The organism is Rhizobium changzhiense (assembly GCF_013087625.1).
GTDB lineage: Bacteria > Pseudomonadota > Alphaproteobacteria > Rhizobiales > Rhizobiaceae > Rhizobium > Rhizobium sophorae.
This window is the reverse complement of sequence record NZ_JABFCQ010000006.1, coordinates 26,114-46,583: the sequence shown is the minus strand read 5'-3', so window position 1 is coordinate 46,583 and position 20,470 is coordinate 26,114. Positions and strand designations below refer to the sequence as shown.

At 61.8% G+C, this 20,470-nt stretch carries 20 protein-coding genes; 9 read left to right on the top strand and 11 right to left on the bottom strand.

Features of this window, described 5'->3' with window-relative positions:
• Positions 1-8: 8 nt before the first annotated feature.
• Entirely contained in the window at positions 9-899 is an 891-nt protein-coding gene (locus G9X68_RS25565; RefSeq protein ID WP_171604772.1) for a LysR substrate-binding domain-containing protein, read from the bottom strand.
• Between the two features lie 302 nt (positions 900-1,201).
• Here G9X68_RS25565 and G9X68_RS25560 point away from each other — a divergent pair, with 302 nt between their 5' ends.
• On the top strand, positions 1,202-1,777 hold the full coding sequence (locus G9X68_RS25560) for a hypothetical protein (protein ID WP_171604771.1): 576 nt from the start codon (positions 1,202-1,204) through the stop codon (positions 1,775-1,777).
• A 56-nt stretch (positions 1,778-1,833) separates the two neighbouring features.
• Here the strand turns inward: G9X68_RS25560 and G9X68_RS25555 are convergent, their stop codons facing one another.
• Positions 1,834-2,649, bottom strand: coding sequence for an endonuclease/exonuclease/phosphatase family protein (locus tag G9X68_RS25555; protein ID WP_171604770.1), 816 nt, complete (start codon positions 2,647-2,649; stop codon positions 1,834-1,836).
• Positions 2,650-2,744: 95 nt separating this feature from the next.
• Positions 2,745-4,208, bottom strand: coding sequence for a phospholipase D-like domain-containing protein (locus G9X68_RS25550; protein WP_171604769.1), 1,464 nt, complete (start codon positions 4,206-4,208; stop codon positions 2,745-2,747).
• Positions 4,209-4,402: 194 nt separating this feature from the next.
• On the opposite strand from G9X68_RS25550, the gene G9X68_RS25545 reads away from it, so the two are divergent.
• The 4 genes from G9X68_RS25545 (at position 4,403) to G9X68_RS25530 (ending at position 8,823) form a co-directional block, all read left to right on the top strand.
• Entirely contained in the window at positions 4,403-5,044 is a 642-nt protein-coding gene (locus G9X68_RS25545; protein WP_171604768.1) for a UdgX family uracil-DNA binding protein, read from the top strand.
• A 142-nt stretch (positions 5,045-5,186) separates the two neighbouring features.
• The gene (locus G9X68_RS25540) at positions 5,187-5,441 is read left to right on the top strand and encodes a DUF2934 domain-containing protein (RefSeq protein ID WP_171604767.1); all 255 of its coding nucleotides are present in this window, start codon (positions 5,187-5,189) and stop codon (positions 5,439-5,441) included.
• A gap of 316 nt (positions 5,442-5,757) precedes the next feature.
• Positions 5,758-5,931, top strand: coding sequence for a hypothetical protein (locus G9X68_RS25535; protein ID WP_164986495.1), 174 nt, complete (start codon positions 5,758-5,760; stop codon positions 5,929-5,931).
• Between the two features lie 174 nt (positions 5,932-6,105).
• Entirely contained in the window at positions 6,106-8,823 is a 2,718-nt protein-coding gene (locus G9X68_RS25530) for a response regulator (RefSeq protein ID WP_171604766.1), read from the top strand.
• 31 nt (positions 8,824-8,854) lie between these two features.
• Here the strand turns inward: G9X68_RS25530 and G9X68_RS25525 are convergent, their stop codons facing one another.
• Positions 8,855-9,232, bottom strand: coding sequence for a hypothetical protein (locus G9X68_RS25525; RefSeq protein WP_171604765.1), 378 nt, complete (start codon positions 9,230-9,232; stop codon positions 8,855-8,857).
• Between the two features lie 174 nt (positions 9,233-9,406).
• On the opposite strand from G9X68_RS25525, the gene G9X68_RS25520 reads away from it, so the two are divergent.
• From G9X68_RS25520 to G9X68_RS25510, 3 genes are read left to right on the top strand one after another with little or no spacing between them, the layout of a single operon-like run.
• Positions 9,407-9,721, top strand: a complete 315-nt coding sequence (locus tag G9X68_RS25520) for a plasmid stabilization protein (RefSeq protein WP_171604764.1) — start codon at positions 9,407-9,409, stop codon at positions 9,719-9,721.
• A gap of 51 nt (positions 9,722-9,772) precedes the next feature.
• Entirely contained in the window at positions 9,773-10,063 is a 291-nt protein-coding gene (locus G9X68_RS25515; protein WP_171604763.1) for a DUF3175 domain-containing protein, read from the top strand.
• Between the two features lie 5 nt (positions 10,064-10,068).
• The gene (locus G9X68_RS25510; RefSeq protein WP_171604762.1) at positions 10,069-10,800 is read left to right on the top strand and encodes a glutathione S-transferase; all 732 of its coding nucleotides are present in this window, start codon (positions 10,069-10,071) and stop codon (positions 10,798-10,800) included.
• Between the two features lie 85 nt (positions 10,801-10,885).
• On the opposite strand, the gene ligD is transcribed toward G9X68_RS25510, so the two are convergent.
• The 6 genes from ligD to G9X68_RS25480 form a co-directional block, all read right to left on the bottom strand.
• Positions 10,886-11,764 (bottom strand): non-homologous end-joining DNA ligase, encoded by an 879-nt coding sequence (gene ligD / locus G9X68_RS25505; RefSeq protein ID WP_171604761.1) that lies wholly within the window; start codon positions 11,762-11,764, stop codon positions 10,886-10,888.
• Positions 11,761-12,768 carry a DNA topoisomerase IB gene (locus G9X68_RS25500; protein WP_171604760.1) on the bottom strand — a complete coding sequence of 336 codons (1,008 nt, stop codon included), beginning with the start codon at positions 12,766-12,768 and terminating at the stop codon, positions 11,761-11,763. The genes ligD and G9X68_RS25500 overlap by 4 nt, the downstream gene beginning before the upstream one ends.
• Before the next feature lie 15 nt (positions 12,769-12,783).
• Positions 12,784-14,940, bottom strand: coding sequence for a glycogen debranching protein GlgX (glgX, locus tag G9X68_RS25495; protein ID WP_171604759.1), 2,157 nt, complete (start codon positions 14,938-14,940; stop codon positions 12,784-12,786).
• A 104-nt stretch (positions 14,941-15,044) separates the two neighbouring features.
• The gene (locus tag G9X68_RS25490) at positions 15,045-15,839 is read right to left on the bottom strand and encodes an SDR family NAD(P)-dependent oxidoreductase (protein WP_171604758.1); all 795 of its coding nucleotides are present in this window, start codon (positions 15,837-15,839) and stop codon (positions 15,045-15,047) included.
• A gap of 179 nt (positions 15,840-16,018) precedes the next feature.
• Complete coding sequence (locus G9X68_RS25485) at positions 16,019-17,233, bottom strand: MFS transporter (protein WP_171604757.1); 1,215 nt, start codon at positions 17,231-17,233, stop codon at positions 16,019-16,021.
• Between the two features lie 134 nt (positions 17,234-17,367).
• Complete coding sequence (locus G9X68_RS25480) at positions 17,368-17,850, bottom strand: GNAT family N-acetyltransferase (RefSeq protein ID WP_171604756.1); 483 nt, start codon at positions 17,848-17,850, stop codon at positions 17,368-17,370.
• 277 nt (positions 17,851-18,127) lie between these two features.
• Between G9X68_RS25480 and G9X68_RS25475 the strand changes: the two genes are divergently transcribed.
• Positions 18,128-19,066, top strand: a complete 939-nt coding sequence (locus tag G9X68_RS25475) for a transglutaminase-like domain-containing protein (protein ID WP_206679869.1) — start codon at positions 18,128-18,130, stop codon at positions 19,064-19,066.
• A 196-nt stretch (positions 19,067-19,262) separates the two neighbouring features.
• Here the strand turns inward: G9X68_RS25475 and pcaF are convergent, their stop codons facing one another.
• Positions 19,263-20,468, bottom strand: coding sequence for a 3-oxoadipyl-CoA thiolase (pcaF, locus tag G9X68_RS25470; RefSeq protein WP_171604755.1), 1,206 nt, complete (start codon positions 20,466-20,468; stop codon positions 19,263-19,265).
• Positions 20,469-20,470 lie beyond the last annotated feature (2 nt).

Below are 20,470 nucleotides of genomic sequence, written 5' to 3'. Positions count from 1 at the left end.
GGCGGCCTTCAGAATGTTTCGATCCGGGAGCTGATCCAGCGAACAAAGAGTGAGGCAGGCGGGGCGAGCCGCTCAAAGCTGCGCGCGACCAGCCAGTAGGCGCCGTGGGCAACGGCAAGGTCGGACAGGCGAAGCAACCGGCCCGCCCTGATCTCTTCCTCGGCAAAGATATCGTCCATCAGCGCTATGCCCTGCCCGCGCAGGACCGCCTGCATGACCAGCCCGCCATCGGCATAGACCGGCCCCCGGGCGGTTTCCGGCATGGCGATGCCTGCCGCCTCGAACCAGCGGAACCAGACGTCGCGGGTCTCCTCATGCAACAGCGTATGACGAAGCATGTCTTCGGGGCGGACGATCGCTTGCCCTGCATTGAGCAGCGCAGGCGCTGCGACCGGCACCATCCTGACATCGGCGAGATGTCCGCTCTCCGTCCTCGGCCAGGCGGTCACGCTGGCGCTGTGGCGGATGGCGATCTCGGCCTGGCCGCTGCGGAACTCGGCGAGGCGCGGATCGGAGTCGATCGTCACCTCGATGTCGGGATGCCTCTCGCGAAATTCCGGCAGGCGGGGAACCAGCCAGCACGCCGCGAAGGAGGGTTCCGCGCTGATCGTCACCGTTGCCGTTGCCGGCCGGCTGCGGATTTCTTCCAGGCATTCGTCGATCCGGTCGAAGGATGACGTCAGGATCGCCAGCAGCTTGTTGCCCGAGGTGGTCAGATGGACGCCGCGATGGCGGCGCTCGAAGAGCGCTTCGCCCAGCAACGTCTCCAGCTCGCGGATCTGCCGGCTGACGGCGGCCTGCGAGATGAACAGCTCCTGCGCCGCCAGCGTGAAGTTTTCGAGACGGCCGGCGACCTCGAAACTCCGCAAAGCCGTCAATGGCAAGCGTCCGCGCTTCATCCATAACCTCAAGTCATTCGAAACCAACGATAAGCTCGTTTGAACGTGTGGGGCAAGAGGCGGCATATGATCACAAAGGAGAGATTTCGATGCGTAAGCGGATATTCGGGACCATCTTGGACGTCATCCGGCTAGTGACGTTTCAGCCGCGGCCGACCGAGAGTCGCAGACGGCATCCTTTTCGGTTCTAAGAATTTTCAGATGCCCGCGCTGACAAACGCTTGCGACGACACAAGCGTCCGTTGTGCCTTCGAGCATGCGATGAGATGCTCCAGCATGAGGCATACCCCTGGGACAAAAGCATGCGCGACAACCTGAAAAGCAGAGATTTTCACCGACATATGCGCTCGCTGCTAGCTTCGCGATTTCGGGAGCTCGGCTGGGAATCCCAGAACGCGGGCAAGTGCAGGTTTACCCGGGGCGGAAGGGCTTGTTGGCTACAAGTATCCCAATATTCGAACAGCATTATGGGCGCCAAATTCACGATCAACATGACAGAGAGCTCCGGCCCCACCGGAGACACAAGAATACTTCGCCGCCTCAACGAGGCGGATCGAACAGTTGGCAAAGCTCTGGAAGAAAGCATCATTGCGCGCCTACCCAGGCCCGATCCCGACCCCGAGATCGAAGTCGTCGGAGACAACGGCCAACCTGTCTTGGTCAAGCTCGGCGATCTGGCGCGAGCAAATCCACGACAATGGGACGCTCCCTCCGATGTCTGGCTGCCTTATTTCGGCAAGAACGATCTTGACGACTGGGCTGCGTTTCTCTTGCCCCGCCTTGAGCGACTAACCGCACCTTCCTCATCGGAAAAGACCGATCCGCAATTGTGGGCTCAGCGGTTTCGCCGTCTCGCGCGTCTGTTCCGCTCGAAGTGAGAGGCGCTCGGCGACTGCTCGAGCCGCTCCGACGACTTCTCTATCGACGTCGTTTTCTAACCGCCGACCGGTTCCAGATCGATCAGCGCCTTGATCGGCAGGTGGTCGGAGGCGATGCGCGCCAGCGGCGTATCATGCGCTTCCACCTCCGAGATGATCCCCTTGCGGTTGGCGATGATCCGGTCGAGCGCGAGAAGCGGCAGGCCGGCGGGAAAGCTCGGGACGGCGGGCGGCAGCGGTCCGAAGGCCGATTGGAAGGTGTTGAGCGAAGAACGGTCGCCAAGCCGCCATTCGTTGAGGTCGCCGAGCAGGATGGTCGGCATCTCGTGCCGGTTGTTGATCAATTCGACCAGCGTGCGGGCCTGCTGGGCCCTGTTGTGGCGCAGCAGGCCGAAATGCGCGGCGATGATGCGCAGCACCCCGCCCTTCTCGAGTTCGATCTCGGCAACCAGCGCGCCGCGCGGCTCCAGTCCCGGCAGCTTGACCTGATGCACGTCATGCACCAGCCCCTTCTTGAAGAGCACGACATTGCCGTGCCAGCCATGCGCCTTCGCCATGCCGGCAACCGGCACCGCGATCAGTCCCGTCTCCCGCTCCAGCCGCCCGAGATCGAGAATGCCCGTGCGCTCGCCGAAGCGCGTGTCGGCCTCCTGCAGCGCGATCACGTCGGCGCCGATTTCGTGGATCACCCGGCTGGTGCGCTCCGGATCGAAGCGTCGGTCGGTGCCGATGCATTTGTGCACGTTATAGGAGGCGATCAGCGTCCCGGCGCTGCGCGGCCTTGTCTCCGTATAGGCGGGGTCGAGCCGCTTTTTCCTGCTCCTGATCGAGGCGAGAATGCTGGCGGGAAGGCTGTCTTTTCTGGCGTGCATCGGCAGGCGCACTTGTTCCGTTGATCGAAAAGGCTACTCACTCCGCAGTATAGGCGGCCGAGCGGAACTTGCCATGTCCGATCACAAAAAATCCTTCAGAGATAGGGCGAACCCAGCCATAGCACCTTCTCGAGCAGCCGTACCGCGAAGGGTCGCGCGCGCAGGCTCTCGAGCGTCACCGGCGTTGCCGTTTTCAAGGTTTCCTCGATGTGCTCGTCGATCTCGGCGGCAAAGCCCTCGTTCAGCACTTCGAGATCGACCTCGAAATTCAGCCGCAGAGAACGGGGGTCGAGATTGGAGGAGCCGACATAGGCCCAGGTGCCGTCGATCGTCAGCAGCTTCGAATGACTGAAGCTGCCGGTGGAGCGCCAGATGCGGCAGTAGTTCTTGAGGATCTGATCGAATTGCGCCGTCATCGCCCGGTCGACCAGAACGAGGTTATTGACCGCGGGCACGACGATATCGACTTCGACGCCGCGCCGCGCCGCCGTCACCAGGGCGCTGATGAGTTCGCGGTCCGGCAGGAAATAGGGCGACATGATGCGGATCGATTGGCGCGCCACGGAAAACGCGCCCATCAGCATTTTATGGTTGGTCTCGACGCTGCGGTCCGGGCCGGAGGCGACGACGCGCATCAGGATGGGATCGCCGGGGCTGCGCTGCGGCGGTTCGATGCGCCAGGGCTCGTCGTTCAACAACTCCTGCGTGGAGAAGCGCCAGTCTTCGGCGGCGAGGTCGAAAAGATCGGCCACGACAGGGCCGGTGACGCTGAAATGCGTGTCGTGGGCAAAGCTCTCGCCCGTCGCCTCCTCGCTGAAGCCCGCCCTGATGTTCATCCCGCCCGTCAGCGCAATTTTCCCGTCGACGATCAGGATCTTGCGGTGGGTGCGCAGATTGGCATAGGGCAGCCGCAAGCCCATGATGACATTGCCGTTGAAGACAGCGACCGTGACGCCACCTTCCTTTAGATGGCCAAGAATGCTCGGCACCGAATAGCGTGCACCGACCGCATCGATCAGCACCCGGACCTCCACACCACGCCTGACCGCCGCGATCAGCGCATCGGCGATGCGAAGGCCGACCGCATCGCGGTCGAAGATATAGGTTTCGAGCAGGATGCTGCGCGTCGCCTCGTCGATGGCGGTCTTCATCGCCGCATAGGCCTCGTCGCCGGTCTCCAGCATGTCGATCGTATTGCCTGATGTCAGCGGATTGCGCGTCACGCGGTCGCCCAGCGTCTGCAGCGCGGCAAAGCGGCGGCCGAACTGGCTGATCACCGTCTCGGCCTCGGCGTCGAAGGTCTCCAATTCGTCGAATTCGGCCGCAAGCAGCAGTGCGTCGCGCCGCACGCTCAGCGATTTGCGGCGGATGCGGTTGATGCCGGCAATTGCATAGAGCAGCGCGCCGATGATCGGAGACAGGATGATGACGCCGACCCAGCCGATCGCGGCACGCACCTCCTCCTTGGTCATGGCGGCATGGATCGCCGCCGCCGCCCCCATGGCGATCGAAACGACAAAGAGGATATGCGGCCAGTAGGTGGACAGGAGATAGAACATCGCTGGCAAATATAGCCGCGAAACGGAGGCGTTCAATCGCGCCGCCCTTCTCTCATGACGCGAAATTTTTCACCGTGGTCATTTTGCCGGCCCGGGGATCGATGGCGAAAAGCTCCGGAATGCGCCCGCACATTCCCGAACGGGAACAATGCCGGCACAGATCGATTGATCCCGGGGAGATGAGGATCGCCAGCATGACCATAGCCGCAAACGTCGGTCCCGCCTTGGCGCGCGAAGTCGCGAACGCGACAAGCATTGGCGAACTCCGGCATCAGGCCGAAGGCTGCACCCGTTGTGATCTCTACAGGAATGCCACGCAAATCGTCTTCGGCGAAGGCCCTGTCAAAACCGAGATCGTCCTTGTCGGCGAGCAGCCGGGCGATCAGGAGGATGTGAGCGGCAGACCTTTTGTCGGTCCCGCCGGCCGCCTGCTCGATCGCTGCCTGGAAGAAGCCGGTCTCGACCGCCAGCGCTGTTATGTCACCAATGCCGTCAAACACTTCAAGTTCACGCAGCGCGGCAAACGGCGGCTGCATGCAAAACCGAATGCCGGCGAGATCAAGCGCTGCGCCTGGTGGCTCGGCGCAGAGATCAATATCCTGCAGCCGAAGCTCGTCGTGACGCTCGGCGCAAGCGCGCTTTATGCGCTGCTCGGGCCGAAGGTGAAGCTGACGCCGGAGCGCGGCCACATCCTCTATCCGGCAAACCGTCCGCCTGTCCTGGTCACCATCCACCCCTCCTATCTCTTGCGCATTCGCGACGAGGCGGACCAGCGCCGGCAGCGCCGGGATTTCGTGTCAGATCTGCACAAGGCGGCGGCGTATCGGTCCCAGTGAAGGCCGATTCTCAACCCTAATATGCTGCGATGCGAAATATTTCCGGTTGCGGCGCGATTTCGCTTGAAAGAGTTCCGCTCCTCTGGAACCATCCGAAGAGTATCGCGTTCGAACGACGGCATCATGTGACTGGAGATCAGCGATGGCAGAAACTCGGGAAGAGTGGATCAAAAAACGTGCATATACCCTCTGGGAAGAAGAGGGTTATCCGACAGGGCGAGATTCCATCCATTGGGAACAGGCACGACACGAGCGCGACGCGCTTGAGGGCTCGGCTGCGTCTTCCGACGGCAAAGAGGTCAAGCCCAAGGCGAAGCGCACTGCGACGGGTGCCAAGACGAATGGCGTGGTCACGCCGGCGCCGAAGCGGACCGCGAGCCGCAAGACCGCGTCCTGAACACTAGAATACTGCGCATCTCGATTAAAAAGGGCGTCGTCTCGACGCCCTTGGTCCTTTGTTGTCATATGCCTGAATTGGTTGTGCGATATTGAATTGCAGGGGTGGGCTTCCATGCGGGGGTGAACAGAGGCCGGATGACACTGCAAGCTTTGAGGCTTCCAAAAAAAATTGAGCCTTGCCCCGATAACGGGGAACAAGAGGATACGATGACTGTTTATGGCCGAACGGGAAAGTTGCCATGAACGACGGTCACACCGAAATCCTCCTTTTTACCGGCAAACGCGCTTCGACTGCGATCGTGTGAGAGATGGAGATGTCGCTCCTGCTCATCGCCGCCCTGCTCTACCTCGGTCTCGCGCTCGGGTTCATCCTTGTCGTCGACAATCTCGTCGGGCTGGTCTTCCGCGATCCGCGCGCGCCGGTGCAGCTGGTCTCCGTCTACATCGGTCGCGCCTTTGCCGCATCGCAGAAACTCTATCGAAAATAACAGTCCGCAGGCGCTCTCCGCAGACTGCTAAAGTGTTGAACGCCCGGCAGTTAAGGATATTTCGACCGCGCCCTTTCCCTCCTATCGCAAGCCTCTATGTTGACGGTTTGGAAGGGCTGAAGCCCGAGACGACCGATCACACCGGTGCGGCGGACGACAAGGAAGCGATTTTGAATGGGAAGCGTCGGGAACGGCTGGCCGAGAGGCGGCGGCGAAATCGGCGAATTGATACGGCATCCGGCTTTCCACGCCGTCGGCCTCGGTCCGGTCGAAAGCTGGCCCGCGTCTCTCAAGCATATCGCCGAAATGGTGTTGAATTCGCGCCAGGCCAAATTCGTTGCCTGGGGCCCGGATCTCGCTTTTCTCTATAATGACGCCTATGTGCCGATTTTCCCCGAACGGCATCCCGATGCCCTCGGACGACCCTTCCGTGAGGTTTGGGCGGACATCTGGGAACAATTCTCACCGATCATCGCCAGCACGCTGGAAGGCAGTGCGCAGCTCTTCAAAGAGCTGCTCATCCCGATGCGCCGCGACGGCCGCACCGAGGACACCTGGTTCACCTTCTCATACACCCCCCTGCGCGACGATGACGGCAGGGTCGCCGGCATCCTCTGTGCGGCCCTTGATGTCACCGACCAGGTGTCGGCCAAGCGCGGCGAACAGATCGCACTGGAAGAACTGCGTGCAAAATCGGAGGCGCTTGCGGTCGTCAACCGGGCGGGGGCCACGATCACCGTCGAGCCCAGTGTCGAACGCCTCACCCAGATTGTCGTCGATGCCGGCGTGACGCTGACCGGCGCGGAATTCGGCGCCTTCTTCTACAATGTCGATGATGGTGAGGGCGGCAGCTACATGCTCTATGCGCTCTCCGGTGTCGATCGGAGGAACTTCGAGAAATTCCCGATGCCGCGCAATACCAAGGTCTTCGCGCCGACCTTCAACGGCGAAGGTATCGTGCGCTCCGACGACATCCTGCTCGACCCGCGCTACGGGCAGAATGCGCCGCATGCAGGCATGCCGAAGGGGCATCTTCCGGTCAGGAGCTATCTTGCCGTACCGGTGAAATCCCGCGACGGCAGCGTCATCGGCGGCTTGTTCTTCGGTCACGGCCAGCCCGGCCGTTTTTCCCAAGCGGCCGAGGCGAGCCTCGTCAGCCTCGCCGGCCAATCGGCCGTCGCAATCGACAATATCCGGCTCTTCCGTGCCGCCAAAGTCGAAATCGACCAGCGCCGCGACATGGAAGATCAGTTGCGGAAACTCAATGAAATGCTCGAGGTCCGCGTCGCGGCCGAGATTGCCGAACGCCAGCAGGCCGAAGCAGCACTCCAGCAGTCGCAGAAGATGGAATCGATCGGCAAGCTTACCGGCGGCGTTGCCCATGACTTCAACAATCTGCTGCAGGTGATCTCAGGCAATCTGCAGCTTCTCGGCAAGGACGTGGCAGATAGCGGCCGGGGTAAGGAACGCATTTCCAACGCGCTTGCCGCCGTCGAACGCGGCTCGCGGCTGGCAAGCCAGTTGCTCGCCTTCGGCCGCCGCCAGCCGCTGGAACCGAAGGTCATCAACATCGGCCGTCTCGTCACCGGCATGGACGACATGCTGCGCCGCGCGCTCGGCGAGGAGATCGAAGTCGAGACCATGGTCTCCGGCGGCCTCTGGAACACCTTCGCCGATCCGATCCAGATCGAAAACGCACTGCTCAACCTGGCGATCAACTCCCGCGACGCGATGGATGGCGCCGGCAAGCTGACGATCGAGGTCGGCAACGCCTTCCTCGACGATTCCTACAGCCGCACCCATCCTGAAGTCACCGCCGGGCAATATGTCGTGCTCGCCGTGACCGATACCGGCGCCGGCATGACACAGGAGGTGATGGAGCAGGCCTTCGAGCCCTTCTTCTCGACGAAACCGGAAGGCAAGGGCACCGGTCTCGGCCTGTCGATGGTCTATGGCTTCGTCAAGCAATCCGGCGGCCACGTGAAGATCTACAGCGAGATCGGCGAAGGCACGACCGTCAAGCTCTACCTGACCCGCTCGTTCCGAAGCGAGGATCGCGTCACGGCCGCCGACAACGTGCCGGCCGCCGGGGGCACGGAAACCATTCTTGTCGCCGAGGACGACGAGGGCGTGCGCGCCACCGTTGTCGAGATGCTGTCGGATCTCGGCTACTACGTGTTGAAGGCCAAGGATGCGCAAAGCGCGCTCACCGTGATCGAAAGCGGCGCCCATATCGACCTGCTCTTTACCGATGTCGTCATGCCAGGGCCGTTGCGGAGCCCGGAGCTTGCGCGCATGGCGCGCGAGCGTCTGCCTGATATCGCCGTGCTCTATACATCGGGCTATACCGAAAATTCGATCGTCCATGGCGGCCGGCTCGATCCCGGCCTCGAACTGCTCTCCAAGCCCTATACGCGCGAGGAACTCGCCCGCAAAATCCGCCACGTGCTTGCCAACCGGACGCAACGCCGCCAAGGGGCGAGCGATGCCGCAGTGGCCCCTGCCAAACACCCCGAGATCGCCCGCGAAAAGCTGAAGCTGCTGCTTGTGGAAGACGACGCCTTCATCCGCATGGATACTGCCGAGATTCTGCAGGATCTCGGCTATGACGTCATCGAAGCTGATAGCGGCGAAAGGGGCGTGGAAATCCTCGGACACACCATCGTCGACATCATCGTCGCCGATGTCGGCCTGCCCGGCATGTCGGGTCAGGTCTTTGCCGCCAAGGCCCGCGAGGCCTTTCCGTCGGTCGGCCTGGTCTTTGCCACCGGCAATAGCAGCCTGCCGCATGCAAACCGTCTCCCCGGTTCGGTGCTGCTGTCGAAACCTTTCAGCAGCACGGCGCTCGACCAGGCGGTCAAGAACGCCGTCCGGCAGCGGCCTGGCGCCTAGGCATCTCTGTTTCTTTGCCGCAACTTCTGCTTTACGCGTCGGCGCCGTCGAACTCGGGATATTTGCGCATCAGATCCACCTCGCTGGTGCAGCTGTCGTCGCGCGCCGTCAGTTCGATCGAGAGCGTGTCGGCCGGATCGAGCCGGCCATCATCGTGGTGGCTGCCGCCATCGTGACGGCTGCCGCCATCGTGATAGACGGGAATGCGCGCACCGCTCTGACTGACCAGCACGGCATCCCGCTCGAAGCCCCTCTGCAACAGCCAGTCACGCGGCGCCATCAGACGAATGTCGACCTCGTAGGAACGTCCCTTCCCTTGCTTGAGGCTGACGGTATAGGTGACCGGCGATACCTGGCCGTTCACGTCGATCGCGCCGTTTCCATCGGCTTTGACGATGTGTTTTTCCATGTTCTCGGCTCCTTCTTATGTGCAGCTCATGTAAGCTTCTCCCAAAGCTTCTCCCATTCGAAACCTGGTAAAATCGGCTTTTGTTCCGAATCTGGGCCTTGCGGACCACGACCGCGGCCGGAACTTTTGGGCGCCGTGCCGGTTCAATTCCTTTGCAAACCAGAGGAGGCTGAGATGCCGAAAGGTGACAAATCCGACTATACCGACAAGCAGAAGCGCAAGGCCGAGCACATCGAGGAAAGCTACGAGGATCGCGGCGTCTCCGAGAAGGAAGCCGAACGGCGTGCCTGGGCGACGGTCAACAAGGAAAGCGGCGGCGGCAACAAATCCGGTTCCGGCCGCGGCAAGAAGGATACGCATGAATCTTCCGAAAAAGGCGGCCGCATCGGCGGCGCGGCATCCGCCGCACGCTCGAAGGAGGAACGATCCGCTTCCGCGAAGAAGGCCGCTGCGACGCGCAAGCGCAACGAACACCACAGCCACCATTAACGGCAGATGCGGCAAGCGGGGCTTCCACCAGCCGCACAGGGAGTTTGACCCATGGCCAAATCGAAGAAGCAATGGTCGCAGGACGTCACCGAACACAGCGATGCAATGGACTTGAAGGAAGGCGTGTTCAAATCGGACGATCCGAAGAAGATTGCCCGCTCCGTCAAGCACTCCGCCGAGGAGAGCGATCGCCGCAAGTCTAGCCCTTATCGCGCCGCCATGTCGATGCTGACCTTCTACATCAACCGCGCCGGCGACCAGCTGACGAAAAAGCGGCGCGGCACCCTTGAAAAAGCCAAGGACGAATTGCGAAAAGACTTCGGCCGTCAACCGAAGGATTGAGAGCGATGGCATACGAACTTTATTATTGGGACGGCATTCAAGGCCGCGGCGAATTCGTGCGGTTGGCGCTGGAAGAAGCCGGCGCCGACTATATCGATATCACCCGCCAGTCCGGCCGTGGGCGTGGTACCGGCGCCATGATCGACATCATGGAGAGCGAAAGCGAACCGCACATTCCTTTCGCGCCGCCCTTCCTGAAGGATGGCGACCTCATCATCCCCCATGTCGCCAACATATTATTTTACCTCGGTCCGAAGCTCGGCCTTGCGCCTGAAGACGAAGGCCTTCGCCACGTCGTCAACGGCCTGCAGCTGACCGTCACCGATTTCGTCGCCGAAGTGCACGATACGCACCACCCGATCGACATGTCGCTCTATTACGAGGACCAGAAGCTAGAAGCAAAAGCCCGCGCGGCCGCTTTCATCCGCGACCGCATCCCGAAATTCCTCGGCTATTTCGAACGGGTGCTGCGGCAGAACCCGAAAGGCGCCAATCATATGGTCGGCGATGCGCTCACCTATGTCGACCTCTCGCTCTTCCAGGTGATCGAGGGCCTGACCTATGCCTTTCCGAAAGCCATGGCGAGCCGCAAGGCGGAATATCCCGGCCTCGTGGCTCTGCATGATGCGGTGGCTAAGCGGCCGAACATTGCCCGCTATCTCGCCTCCCCCCGCCGCCTCGCCTTCAACGAGGAAGGAATTTTCAGGCATTATCCTGAGCTGGACGGTGCGAGCTGAGACGAGCCAATTCCAGGAAAAGTGCGAAGCAAAAGGATAGAGCGGCTCTGCGGTTCCGTTAAAGCCGAACCGCTCTAAAAGCCGTTCATTCGAGCGGCACCGCCGCATCGAAGAAATTCCCCCACGGGTCTCTCGGCTGAGTCTCCAACCGTAGCGGCACGTTTCCGAGCGTGAAAGCGGCGGGACCGCTCACCTCGTTCAATTCCGACCAATCCAGCGGCATCGAAACCGGCGCACCCGATCGCGCTCGCGTCGAATAGGCCGCGACTGCCGTGTTGCCGCGGCCGTTGCGGAGATAGTCGATGTAGATATGCCCCCCGCGTTTTGCCTTCGTCGCGGTTGCCAGATATTTCTCCGGCGCGTCGGCCGACATGCTTTCGGCCAGTGAATGGGCGAAATCCTTCACCTCCGCCCAGCCGGCCTTCGGCGCAAGCGGCGTTACTACATGCAGCCCCTTGCCGCCCGAGGTCTTGACGAAGGCAGCTAGGCCGCGGGCTTCCAGCCGCGTCTTCAATTCAAGCGCTGCTGAAATCACAGCGCTCCAGGCCACGTCCTCGCCGGGATCGAGGTCCATGGTGATCATGTCGGGTCTTTCCCAATCGTCGGTCGTGGCACCCCAGGGATGAATTTCGAGCACGGCCGACTGCACCAGCGCCACGAGACCGTTGAAATCGCCGATGCGCAACAAGTTTTCGCCGTCCGCATCCTGCGGATCGGCGATCTCCTCGATATGCGGATTCATGCCCTTCCAGGCATGTTTCTGGAAAAACCGCTGGTGGCTTTTTATCCCGTCCGGCAGTCGCAGCAATGCCAGCGGCCGATTGACGACATAGGGCGCCATTAATGGCCAGACCGCTGCGTAATAATCCGCCAGCGCCCGCTTGGTCACGCCCTCATCCGGCCAGTAGAGCCGGTCGGGATGCGTCAAAGATACGTCCGATGTCGGCGGATTTCTGGGGCTCATTCTTCGATCTCGCGTGTCAGGAAATCAAGTAGCCTGTTTTCCTCGGCCCGCAAGCCCCGCAGCGGCTCGTTGCCGCTCTCGATCAGCGGATGATCGTTGCCGGCGAGCGCGATGATCGCGGGATGGATATAGCTCGAACGCGAGATCGCCGGTGTGTTGTGCAGCGCCTCGGCCGCGGCTTCCGACATCTGCTTTACCGTCGGCCGACCGCCGCCGGTAATCGTCTCGCGTGCCGCCCCGAAGGCCGCCAGCGATCCGGCCCAGGTGCGGAAGGTTTTCGCCGAAATGGGAATGCCCGATATCTCGGCGAGATAGGCGTTCAACCGACCGGAATCGATTGGCTTCAGCGCCCCGCTTTCATCCTTCCAGACGAAGAGCTGGCGGCCGGGCAAGTCCGCTATCTCTTCCAGGATCTTTTGCAGCCGGGGATGCTTGAGGCTGCGCTGGACGCGCTTTCCGCCTTTGGCGCGGAATTTCAGCTCTATCTGCCCGTCGACAATCTTCAGATGCCGCTTCAGCAGCGTCGTTGCGCCATAGGTGCCGTTTTCCCTGACATAGGCCTGGTTGCCGACGCGTAAGTGCGCCTCGTCGAGCAGCGTCGTCAAAGCCGCAAGCACGCCGTTGACATCCTCCGCACCGGTGTCGAGGTGGCGCAGAACGGTGCGGCGTATCTTAGGTAATGCCCGGCCGAACTCGATCAGCTGATGGAATTTCCCCGCGCTTCGGAAGGATTGCCATTCCTTATGGTAGCGGTACTGCTTACGCCCGCGCGCGTCAAAGCCCGTCGCCTGCAGATGGCCGTTGTCGTAGAGGCAGATCCAGACATTCTCATAGGCCGGCGGCAGGCCGAGCGCGCCGATGCGCGCCCGCTGCAATTGGTCGGCAAGCGTTGTGCCGTCAGGCATGACATAGCTGAAACCCTTGCCCTTCCTTCGCCTGCGGATGCCTGGTTCGGTATCGCTGACATAGACAAGGCCAAGTTCGGTGATCGTTTCGGCATTCATGCTGTTGAGGACCTGCTACTTGCTGCGGCGGCCGAACTGGAACCACCGTCGGCGCTCGGCCTTGGTCGCGTCCTTCGGCGGCTCGGTCTGCCCCTTCGGTGCGAAGACCGCCGCGCTCTGGGCATAGACGATGACGGGGTTCTCCGGCTCGTGCACCTCGAAGGCACCCGTCTCCGTCCCCGTGTCGAGAATTCTCGACCACTGTTTCAGCCCATTCACGACAGGCAGGTGAAACTCGCAATCGCCGCCGGCATTGAAGATGAGGAAGAGGTCGTCCATCGTCTCGGTGTCTGGTGCATTCACACTCCTCGAGACATAGACCCCTAGCACCTGCAATCCGTCGTCGTTCCAGGCCCCATCGTCCATGAAATTGCCGTCCGGCTTGTACCAGGCGATCTCTATGCGGCCGTCCTCGGCGGTCTCGCCGGTCAGGAACCGCTCCTGCCGCAAGACGGGATGGGCCTTGCGGAAGGCGACGGCCTGCCGGCAGAAATCGAGGAAGGGATCGTCGAGCCCCGCCCAATCCGTCCAGCCGATCTCGTTGTCCTGGCAATAAGCGTTATTGTTGCCGCCCTGGCTGTTGCCCACCTCATCGCCGGCAAGGATCATCGGGACGCCCTGGGAAAGCATCAGCGTCGCCATCATGTTGCGGCGCCGCCGCGCCCGAAGCCTCTTGATGTCTTCGTTATCAGTCACTCCTTCGGCACCCATATTGTCCGAATGATTGTCCGAATGTCCGTCCCTGTTTTCCTCGCCGTTCGCGTCATTGTGCTTGTCGTTGAAGGAAACGGTGTCCATCAGCGTGAAGCCGTCATGGGCCGACAGCAGATTGATGGATGATGTCGCACCACGATCCGAGTGGTTGAACTGTATCGCCGAGCCGGTGATGCGCTGCGAAATCTCCGACACCATACCGCCGTCGCCCTTCCAAAAGCGGCGCACGTCGTCACGAAACTTGTCGTTCCACTCACGGAAAGGATGCGGAAAGCCGCCAACCTGATAGCCGCCATCGCCGACGTCCCAGGGCTCGGCGATCAGCTTGACACCGGCGAGGATCGGATCCTGGCGGATGGCGCCGAAGAAAAGCCCCTGCCGGTCGAATTCCATATCCTGGCGGCCGAGCGTGCTGGCAAGGTCGAAGCGGAAGCCGTCGATATGCATGACGCCGACCCAATAGCGCAGGCTGTCGAGGACCATACGCATCACCATAGGATTGGCGGCATTCAGGGTGTTACCGGTGCCTGTTGTATCGAAGGTGTGGCGAGGATCGTCGGGTGAGAGGGTATAATAGCTCGCATTGTCGAGCCCGCGGAAGGAGAGCGTCGGGCCTTTCTCGCTGCCTTCGGCGGTGTGATTGTAGACGACGTCCATGATGACTTCGATGCCGGCGGCATGGAACTTCTTCACCATGGTCTTGATCTCGGTGATCTTGTCGCCGGACATGTAGCGCGATTGCGGCGCAAAGAAGCCGAGCGTCTGGTAGCCCCAGTAATTGCTGAGGTTGTTTTCCAGGAGATAGCGATCGTCGAGGAAATACTGGATCGGCAAGAGCTCGATCGCCGAGATGCCGAGCTTGACGAGATGGTCGATGATCGGATCGCTGCACATGCCGAGAAAGGTGCCGCGCAGCCGGTCTGGCACATTCGGATGGGTCATCGTCAGGCCGCGCACATGCGCCTCGTAGATGATGGTGTCGGGCCAGGGACGGCGGATCGCCTCTTCACCCGCCCAGTCGAAGTCCGGATCCTGCACCACGCCCTTGACCATGAATGGCGCGCTGTCGCGTTCGTCGAAGGAAAGGTCGTCCTCGCCGATCTGATAACCGAACAGCGCGTCATCCCATTTCAATTCGCCCGTCACCTGTTTGGCATAGGGGTCGAGCAGAAGCTTGTTGGCGTTGAAGCGATGGCCGGCGTTAGGGTCGTAGGGCCCATGGGCGCGATAACCGTAGACGGTGCCCGGTCCGATGCCGGCGATATAACCCGACCAGATGTCGCCCTCGCGTTTCGGCAGCGGCAACCTGGCGATTTCATCTTTTCCGTCCGGTGAGAAGAGGCAGAGCTCTATCTGTTCCGCATGGGCCGAGAAGACAGCGAAATGCGTGCCGGAACCCGTATACTCCGCCCCCAGCTCCGGCTTGAGGAAGTCGAGTTCCGAAAATGAAAAGCTCATGGTGCCCCGCTTGCTGAAAAGACCAAGCGGGAAACGTCACGGCGGTTCGAAAGTTCCCTCGATTAAAAGGGAAAGCGAAGGATGTTGCTCGCCGACGGATGCTTTTACGGCATCAATTGGCCGCCATTGACCTCGATGATCTGGCCGGTGATGTAGCCCGAAAGCGTCGGCGAGGCGAGGAAAAGATAGGCCCCGACACAATCCTCGGAGGTGCCGACGAAACCCATGGGGATCGACTTGCGCTGCAGTTCCATCTGCTCGTCATTGGTATAACGCTCGTGGAAAGGCGTGGCGATGACACCTGGCGCCACCGCATTGACACGGATCCTGTCGGCGACGAATTCCTTGGCGTGGCCGCGGGTGATGGTCGAGACGAAGCCCTTGGACGCCGCATAGAGGATCGCACCATTGCCGCCGCCGTTGCGCGCGGCGATCGAGGTGGTGTTGATAATGAAGCCACCCTGCTTCTTCAGCCAGGGATGCGCCGCGCGCGTCGCCGCCAGCACCGAGCGGGCGTTGAGGTCCATGACCGCGGCATAATGCGCGTCGGTATATTCCGAGGTCGGCTTGCGCCCCAGCATGCCGCCGGCATTGTTGATCAGCCCGTCGAGATGGCCGAAGGTCTTCGCCGTCTCCTCGACGACACGCTCGGTCTCGCCTTCCCTCGAGACGTCGCCCTGGATCAGATGCACCGTGCCGCCGGCAGCCCGGAGCTCCTCGGCAAGCTTCTCCGCCGGTTCGCGGCTGGCATTGTAATGCACGCCGACCTTGGCGCCCTGGGCGGCAAAGGCGCGGGCGAGCGCCGCGCCGATCCCGGTCGAGGCGCCGGTGATCAGCACGGCCTTGCCGGACAGGTCCGGCAGCTTGATGGATGCGAGCGATTGCGCAAGTTCGACCATGGCGACGATTGCCTCCCGAAAAACCAAGGACATAGGTGATGAAACGAATAGGAGAAGTCTTATCAGGGTAAATCGACGAAGGGCAATGCACGAAAGCGGGAGATTTGCGTCGCTCATGCAAGCGGCCATCGTCACCGATGGCCGCCTGAGGTTGCCTGCAAGAACCGAAAAGGGTCTCGTTACGGAGCCACGCCAAAGGCCGGCTGCGGCTTTTGGCGGGCGAGAGGCGGAAATGCCAGCGCTATTGCCGCAGCTCCCAAACCGACCATCGCAGAGCCGATGAACAGCCAGGAATAATTGGCGAATGTGTCGAAGATCCAGCCGCCGACCAGAGGGCCGAAGGCCATGCCGAGGCTTGATAGCATCGTCGCTGCGCCCAAGACCGTACCGATGATGCGTTGACCGAAATATTCCCGCGCCAGCAGCGCATAAAGCGGCATCACGCCGCCATAGGCGCTGCCGAAGACGATGGCGAGCGCATAGAAATCGGTCAGCTCGCTGACGAGGAGATAGGTCGCGAGTGCGGCTGCCTGCACCAGCAGGCCGGCGACCAGCACCGGCTTTACGCCGATCCTGTCGGCGAGGCTGCCATAGAGTAGTCGGCCGCCGAGCCCCGCCAGACCCTCAACGCTGTAGATGCTCACCGCCGCCATCGGTGCGATGCCGCAGATCGTCGCATAGTTCACCATGTGGAAGATCGGGCCTGAATGGGCCGCACAGCAAGCAAAGAAGGTAAGGCCGAGCACGATGAATTGCGGCGACCGGAAGACTTTCGACAGCTGCGGCCTGGCGCCTTCCGCGGCAAATCCGGTGTCGGCATCTGCGGTCTCGGCAGGCGGACGCCTGACCAGCAGCGCAGCTGGCACCAGCAGCACCCAGGCAGCAATGCCGATGATCAACATGGCCGGCCGCCAGTCATAGGCGGAGATCAGCCAGCGCGCGAAGGGCGAGATCGTCATCGGCGCGACCCCCATGCCGGCGGAGACGAGCGACACGGCAAGGCCGCGGTGCTGGTCGAACCAGGCGGTCGTCGCCGCGATCATCGGCGCGAAGAAGGCGCTGGCGGCCAGTCCGACCAAGACACCGTACGTCAGTTGGAATTGCAGCAGGGTCTCGGCCCGGCTCGCCAGCACCAGCGCCAGGCCGAGCAGCACCGAGCCTATCAGCACGACCGCGCGCGGGCCGAAGCGGTCGCTTGCCGCCCCCCAGAAGAAGCCGCCGAAACCCATGACGATGAAGTTCAGCGTCATCGCGCTCGCTATGCCGACATGCGACCAGCCGGTCGCCGTTGCAATCGGCTCCTGAAAGATCGCCAGCGAGAACATCGCGCCGATTGCCACGCATGACATCAGAGCGCCGACGGCAACGATGACCCAACGATAGGAAACACCCATGGCTTCATAACCTCCATGCCGACAGAGTGATCGCGACGCATGCGGCAAGCATCCGCGCCCGCGATCTTAAGACGTTTGAACCGCCGCGAATTCGACAGCGCATTCACATCTTTTTTCGCCGCACGATGTGGTCGCTAAAGCGTGCGAAACATCACCAATGCGTCGACGTAACCCTGCGTCGGATGAAGGAAGACACCAGGAAGCCGGCCGACGATCTCGAAGCCGAGAGATTGCCACAGCAGAACCGCGCGTTCATTGCTGCTGACGACGAAATTGAACTGCATCGCCCGAAAGCCGCGCAAGCGGGCGTGCTCCAGGGAATGCTCATGCATCAGCCGCGCGACGCCGCGGCCGCTCGCTGCGGCGTCGGTCATGTAGCCGCAATTGCAGACATGCCGGCCACCGCCTGCCTGATTGGCCTTGATGTAATATGTGCCGAGGATCACGCCATCCTCTTCGGCGACGAAGGTCTCGCGGTCCGCTCCCATCCAGTAGGCAAGCGCATCGGTTTCCGAGAGATCGCGATCGAGCGCATAGGTCTCGCCGGCGCGGATCGTCGGGCCGATGATCCTCCAGATAGCGCCTTGATCGTCATATTCCGCGGGTCGGATCAGCATGCCGGGTTTTTATCGAAGCAGAGCGCAGCACGCAACGCTGCGCGCGCTCAAAGTCTTTCGAGCGCGGCTGATTATATCGTGCCGGTCACCGATGCACGCTGTCGACAGCGAAGACGCGCGGTCTCCACAAGCTCCAATGCCATTGTGCCGGCGATGCGGCCTGAGATGCAGAGCGAAGGGGCGAATAGGGCGCAAATGTCAGCAACCAGGATCAAGCACCCCCTCAGACCCTATGGCAGAAACAGGCGTACTGGCAGTTGACCCGCAGGAGGTTCTCATGAACGACACGATCCTTTCCGCCCTTTGCACAGACAATGACGGCGCTCAGCGTCGCAAGCATGAACATTATACAAGGCATTCTGCCTTTAGCGCGCCCGGCCGCCATTCCGCGCTCCTCGACATGCTGCCGTCCGATCCGGGCGGCGTTGCGCGCACGGCGCAGGCTTTGCTGATCTACGAGCACGCCGCAGAACCATTCTATGGTTACAGGGTTCCCGAGGCGCGGCGCGGCGAAAGCCATATCCGCCCGATGGAGAAGATGCTGGATGCGTTGCTGGCACTTGACGACCGTCCGCTCTCCCTCGTCCGGCCGCCCGAGAAGCGTCTGGTTGGCATCTGCCGCCATTACATGTTACTTTCCGTCGCAATCCTTCGCCAGCACGGAGTTCCCGCCCGAGGCCGCGGAGGCTTCGGCGCCTACTTCAATCCAGGCAAGTTCGAAGATCATTGGGTCTGTGAATACTGGAAAGCGGGTGATGGGCGCTGGGCCCTGCTGGACAGTCAGCTCGACGAGGTTTTCATCCGAAATCTCGAAATTGGTTTCGACATCCATGACGTCCCGCGCGCCCAATTCTTGACCGCGTCCGAGGCTTGGCGCAGATGCCGCAGCGGAGAACTCGATCCAAACCTGTTCGGCATCGAGTTTGAGCAGCTTCGTGGTCTGTGGTTCGTTGCCGGCAACCTGATCCGAGATCTCGCCACCATCAACGGTCGCGAAGTCCTGCCATGGGACGTTTGGGGAGCACAGCCCGCATCAAATGCAACGCTTTCGCATTCCGAACTGGATTTCTTTGACGAGTTAGCTCTGCTTACCGCCGATCCGGATGCAAATTTCGACGCGTTGAGCCGGCGTTTTTCCGAAGATACGAAACTGCGGCTCCCCCAAACCGTCTTCAACTCATTGCGGCGGCGTCAGGAAAGAGTGTTCGAGGGCTGAGGCGCTACACGGATTATCGGCCCTTGCAGACCCGGTCGGAAAGGCACCTGCTTTCCTACTGCCCATGGCGCATCGGCGCGCAACCGGCATCGATTTTCCGATGACGGGATTTTGCGTCTGATATGATGTGTGCGGCTCTGTAGCACCTTGATCTGGAGACCGGGCGCCTCTCAATATCTGGCGCCCAGTTTTGCGCTCAAACCCTCTCGAGCGCGATCGCAATCCCCTGCCCGACACCGATGCACATGGTCGACAGCGAATAACGTCCGCCGGTTTCGGCAAGCTCGAGTGCCGCCGTGCCGGTGATGCGGGCGCCCGACATGCCCAAGGGATGGCCGAGCGCGATCGCGCCGCCATTGCGGTTTACCCGTTGATCGTCATCGGCTATCCCGAGTTCCCGTAGCACCGCCAGCCCCTGGCTGGCAAAGGCCTCGTTGAGCTCGATGACGTCGAACTGGTCCTGTGTCATGCCGAGCCGCGCCATCAGCTTGCGCGAGGCCGGGATCGGTCCGATGCCCATCACCCTTGGCGGAACGGCGGCGGCAGCACCACCGAGAACGCGGGCGATCGGAGTCAGGCCGTATTTGCGCGCCGCCGCCTCGGAGGCGACGATCAGTGCCGCCGCGCCGTCATTGACGCCGGAGGCATTGCCCGCCGTCACCGTGCCGCCTTCCTTCTTGAAAGGTGTCGCGAGTTTCGCCAGCGTTTCGATCGTCGTTACGCGCGGATGCTCGTCCTTGTCGACGACAACAGGATCGCCCTTGCGCTGCGGGATCACCACCGGGGTGATCTCCTTCGCCAGCCGTCCGTTTGCCTGGGCTGCTGCCGCCTTCGCCTGGCTTCGCACCGCGAAGGCATCCTGGTCTTCGCGGCTGACATGATAGTCCTCCGCGACATTCTCGCCGGTCTCCGGCATGGAATCGACGCCGTACTGCTTCTTCATCAGCGGGTTGACGAAGCGCCAGCCGATCGTCGTGTCGTGAATTTCCGCTGCCCGTGAAAAGGCCGTCTCGGCCTTCGGCATGACGAATGGGGCGCGTGACATGCTCTCGACGCCGCCCGCGATCGTCAGCTCCGCCTCGCCGGAGCGAATGGCGCGCGCCGCCGTGATCACCGCATCCATGCCGGAACCGCAGAGCCGGTTGATCGTCGTGCCGGGTACCGCGATCGGCAGGCCGGCCAGCAGCGCCGACATGCGCGCGACGTTGCGATTGTCCTCGCCCGCCTGGTTGGCGCAGCCGAAGATCACGTCGTCGACCGCTTCCCAGTCGACGGCGCCGTTGCGCGTCATCAGCGCCTTCAAAGGGATAGCGCCGAGATCGTCGGCGCGCACTTGGGAAAGCGCGCCGGCGAAACGGCCGATCGGCGTCCTGATATAGTCGCAGATAAAGGCTTCGGTCATGG

Excerpts from the sequence above, each read along its gene's own strand:
- G9X68_RS25545 (WP_171604768.1), top strand. The coding sequence starts at position 4,403 with ATGACCATAGCCGCAAACGTCGGTCCCGCCTTGGCGCGCGAAGTCGCG.
- G9X68_RS25515 (WP_171604763.1), top strand. The coding sequence starts at position 9,773 with ATGGCCAAATCGAAGAAGCAATGGTCGCAGGACGTCACCGAACACAGC.
- G9X68_RS25525 (WP_171604765.1), bottom strand. The coding sequence starts at position 9,232 with ATGGAAAAACACATCGTCAAAGCCGATGGAAACGGCGCGATCGACGTG.
- ligD (WP_171604761.1), bottom strand. The coding sequence starts at position 11,764 with ATGAGCCCCAGAAATCCGCCGACATCGGACGTATCTTTGACGCATCCC.
- G9X68_RS25565 (WP_171604772.1), bottom strand. The coding sequence starts at position 899 with ATGAAGCGCGGACGCTTGCCATTGACGGCTTTGCGGAGTTTCGAGGTC.
- G9X68_RS25550 (WP_171604769.1), bottom strand. The coding sequence starts at position 4,208 with ATGTTCTATCTCCTGTCCACCTACTGGCCGCATATCCTCTTTGTCGTT.
- G9X68_RS25485 (WP_171604757.1), bottom strand. The coding sequence starts at position 17,233 with ATGGGTGTTTCCTATCGTTGGGTCATCGTTGCCGTCGGCGCTCTGATG.
- G9X68_RS25530 (WP_171604766.1), top strand. The coding sequence starts at position 6,106 with ATGGGAAGCGTCGGGAACGGCTGGCCGAGAGGCGGCGGCGAAATCGGC.
- G9X68_RS25535 (WP_164986495.1), top strand. The coding sequence starts at position 5,758 with ATGTCGCTCCTGCTCATCGCCGCCCTGCTCTACCTCGGTCTCGCGCTC.
- G9X68_RS25480 (WP_171604756.1), bottom strand. The coding sequence starts at position 17,850 with ATGCTGATCCGACCCGCGGAATATGACGATCAAGGCGCTATCTGGAGG.
- G9X68_RS25560 (WP_171604771.1), top strand. The coding sequence starts at position 1,202 with ATGCGCGACAACCTGAAAAGCAGAGATTTTCACCGACATATGCGCTCG.
- G9X68_RS25520 (WP_171604764.1), top strand. The coding sequence starts at position 9,407 with ATGCCGAAAGGTGACAAATCCGACTATACCGACAAGCAGAAGCGCAAG.
- G9X68_RS25475 (WP_206679869.1), top strand. The coding sequence starts at position 18,128 with ATGAACGACACGATCCTTTCCGCCCTTTGCACAGACAATGACGGCGCT.
- G9X68_RS25555 (WP_171604770.1), bottom strand. The coding sequence starts at position 2,649 with ATGCACGCCAGAAAAGACAGCCTTCCCGCCAGCATTCTCGCCTCGATC.
- G9X68_RS25540 (WP_171604767.1), top strand. The coding sequence starts at position 5,187 with ATGGCAGAAACTCGGGAAGAGTGGATCAAAAAACGTGCATATACCCTC.
- pcaF (WP_171604755.1), bottom strand. The coding sequence starts at position 20,468 with ATGACCGAAGCCTTTATCTGCGACTATATCAGGACGCCGATCGGCCGT.
- G9X68_RS25510 (WP_171604762.1), top strand. The coding sequence starts at position 10,069 with ATGGCATACGAACTTTATTATTGGGACGGCATTCAAGGCCGCGGCGAA.
- G9X68_RS25500 (WP_171604760.1), bottom strand. The coding sequence starts at position 12,768 with ATGAATGCCGAAACGATCACCGAACTTGGCCTTGTCTATGTCAGCGAT.
- G9X68_RS25490 (WP_171604758.1), bottom strand. The coding sequence starts at position 15,839 with ATGGTCGAACTTGCGCAATCGCTCGCATCCATCAAGCTGCCGGACCTG.
- glgX (WP_171604759.1), bottom strand. The coding sequence starts at position 14,940 with ATGAGCTTTTCATTTTCGGAACTCGACTTCCTCAAGCCGGAGCTGGGG.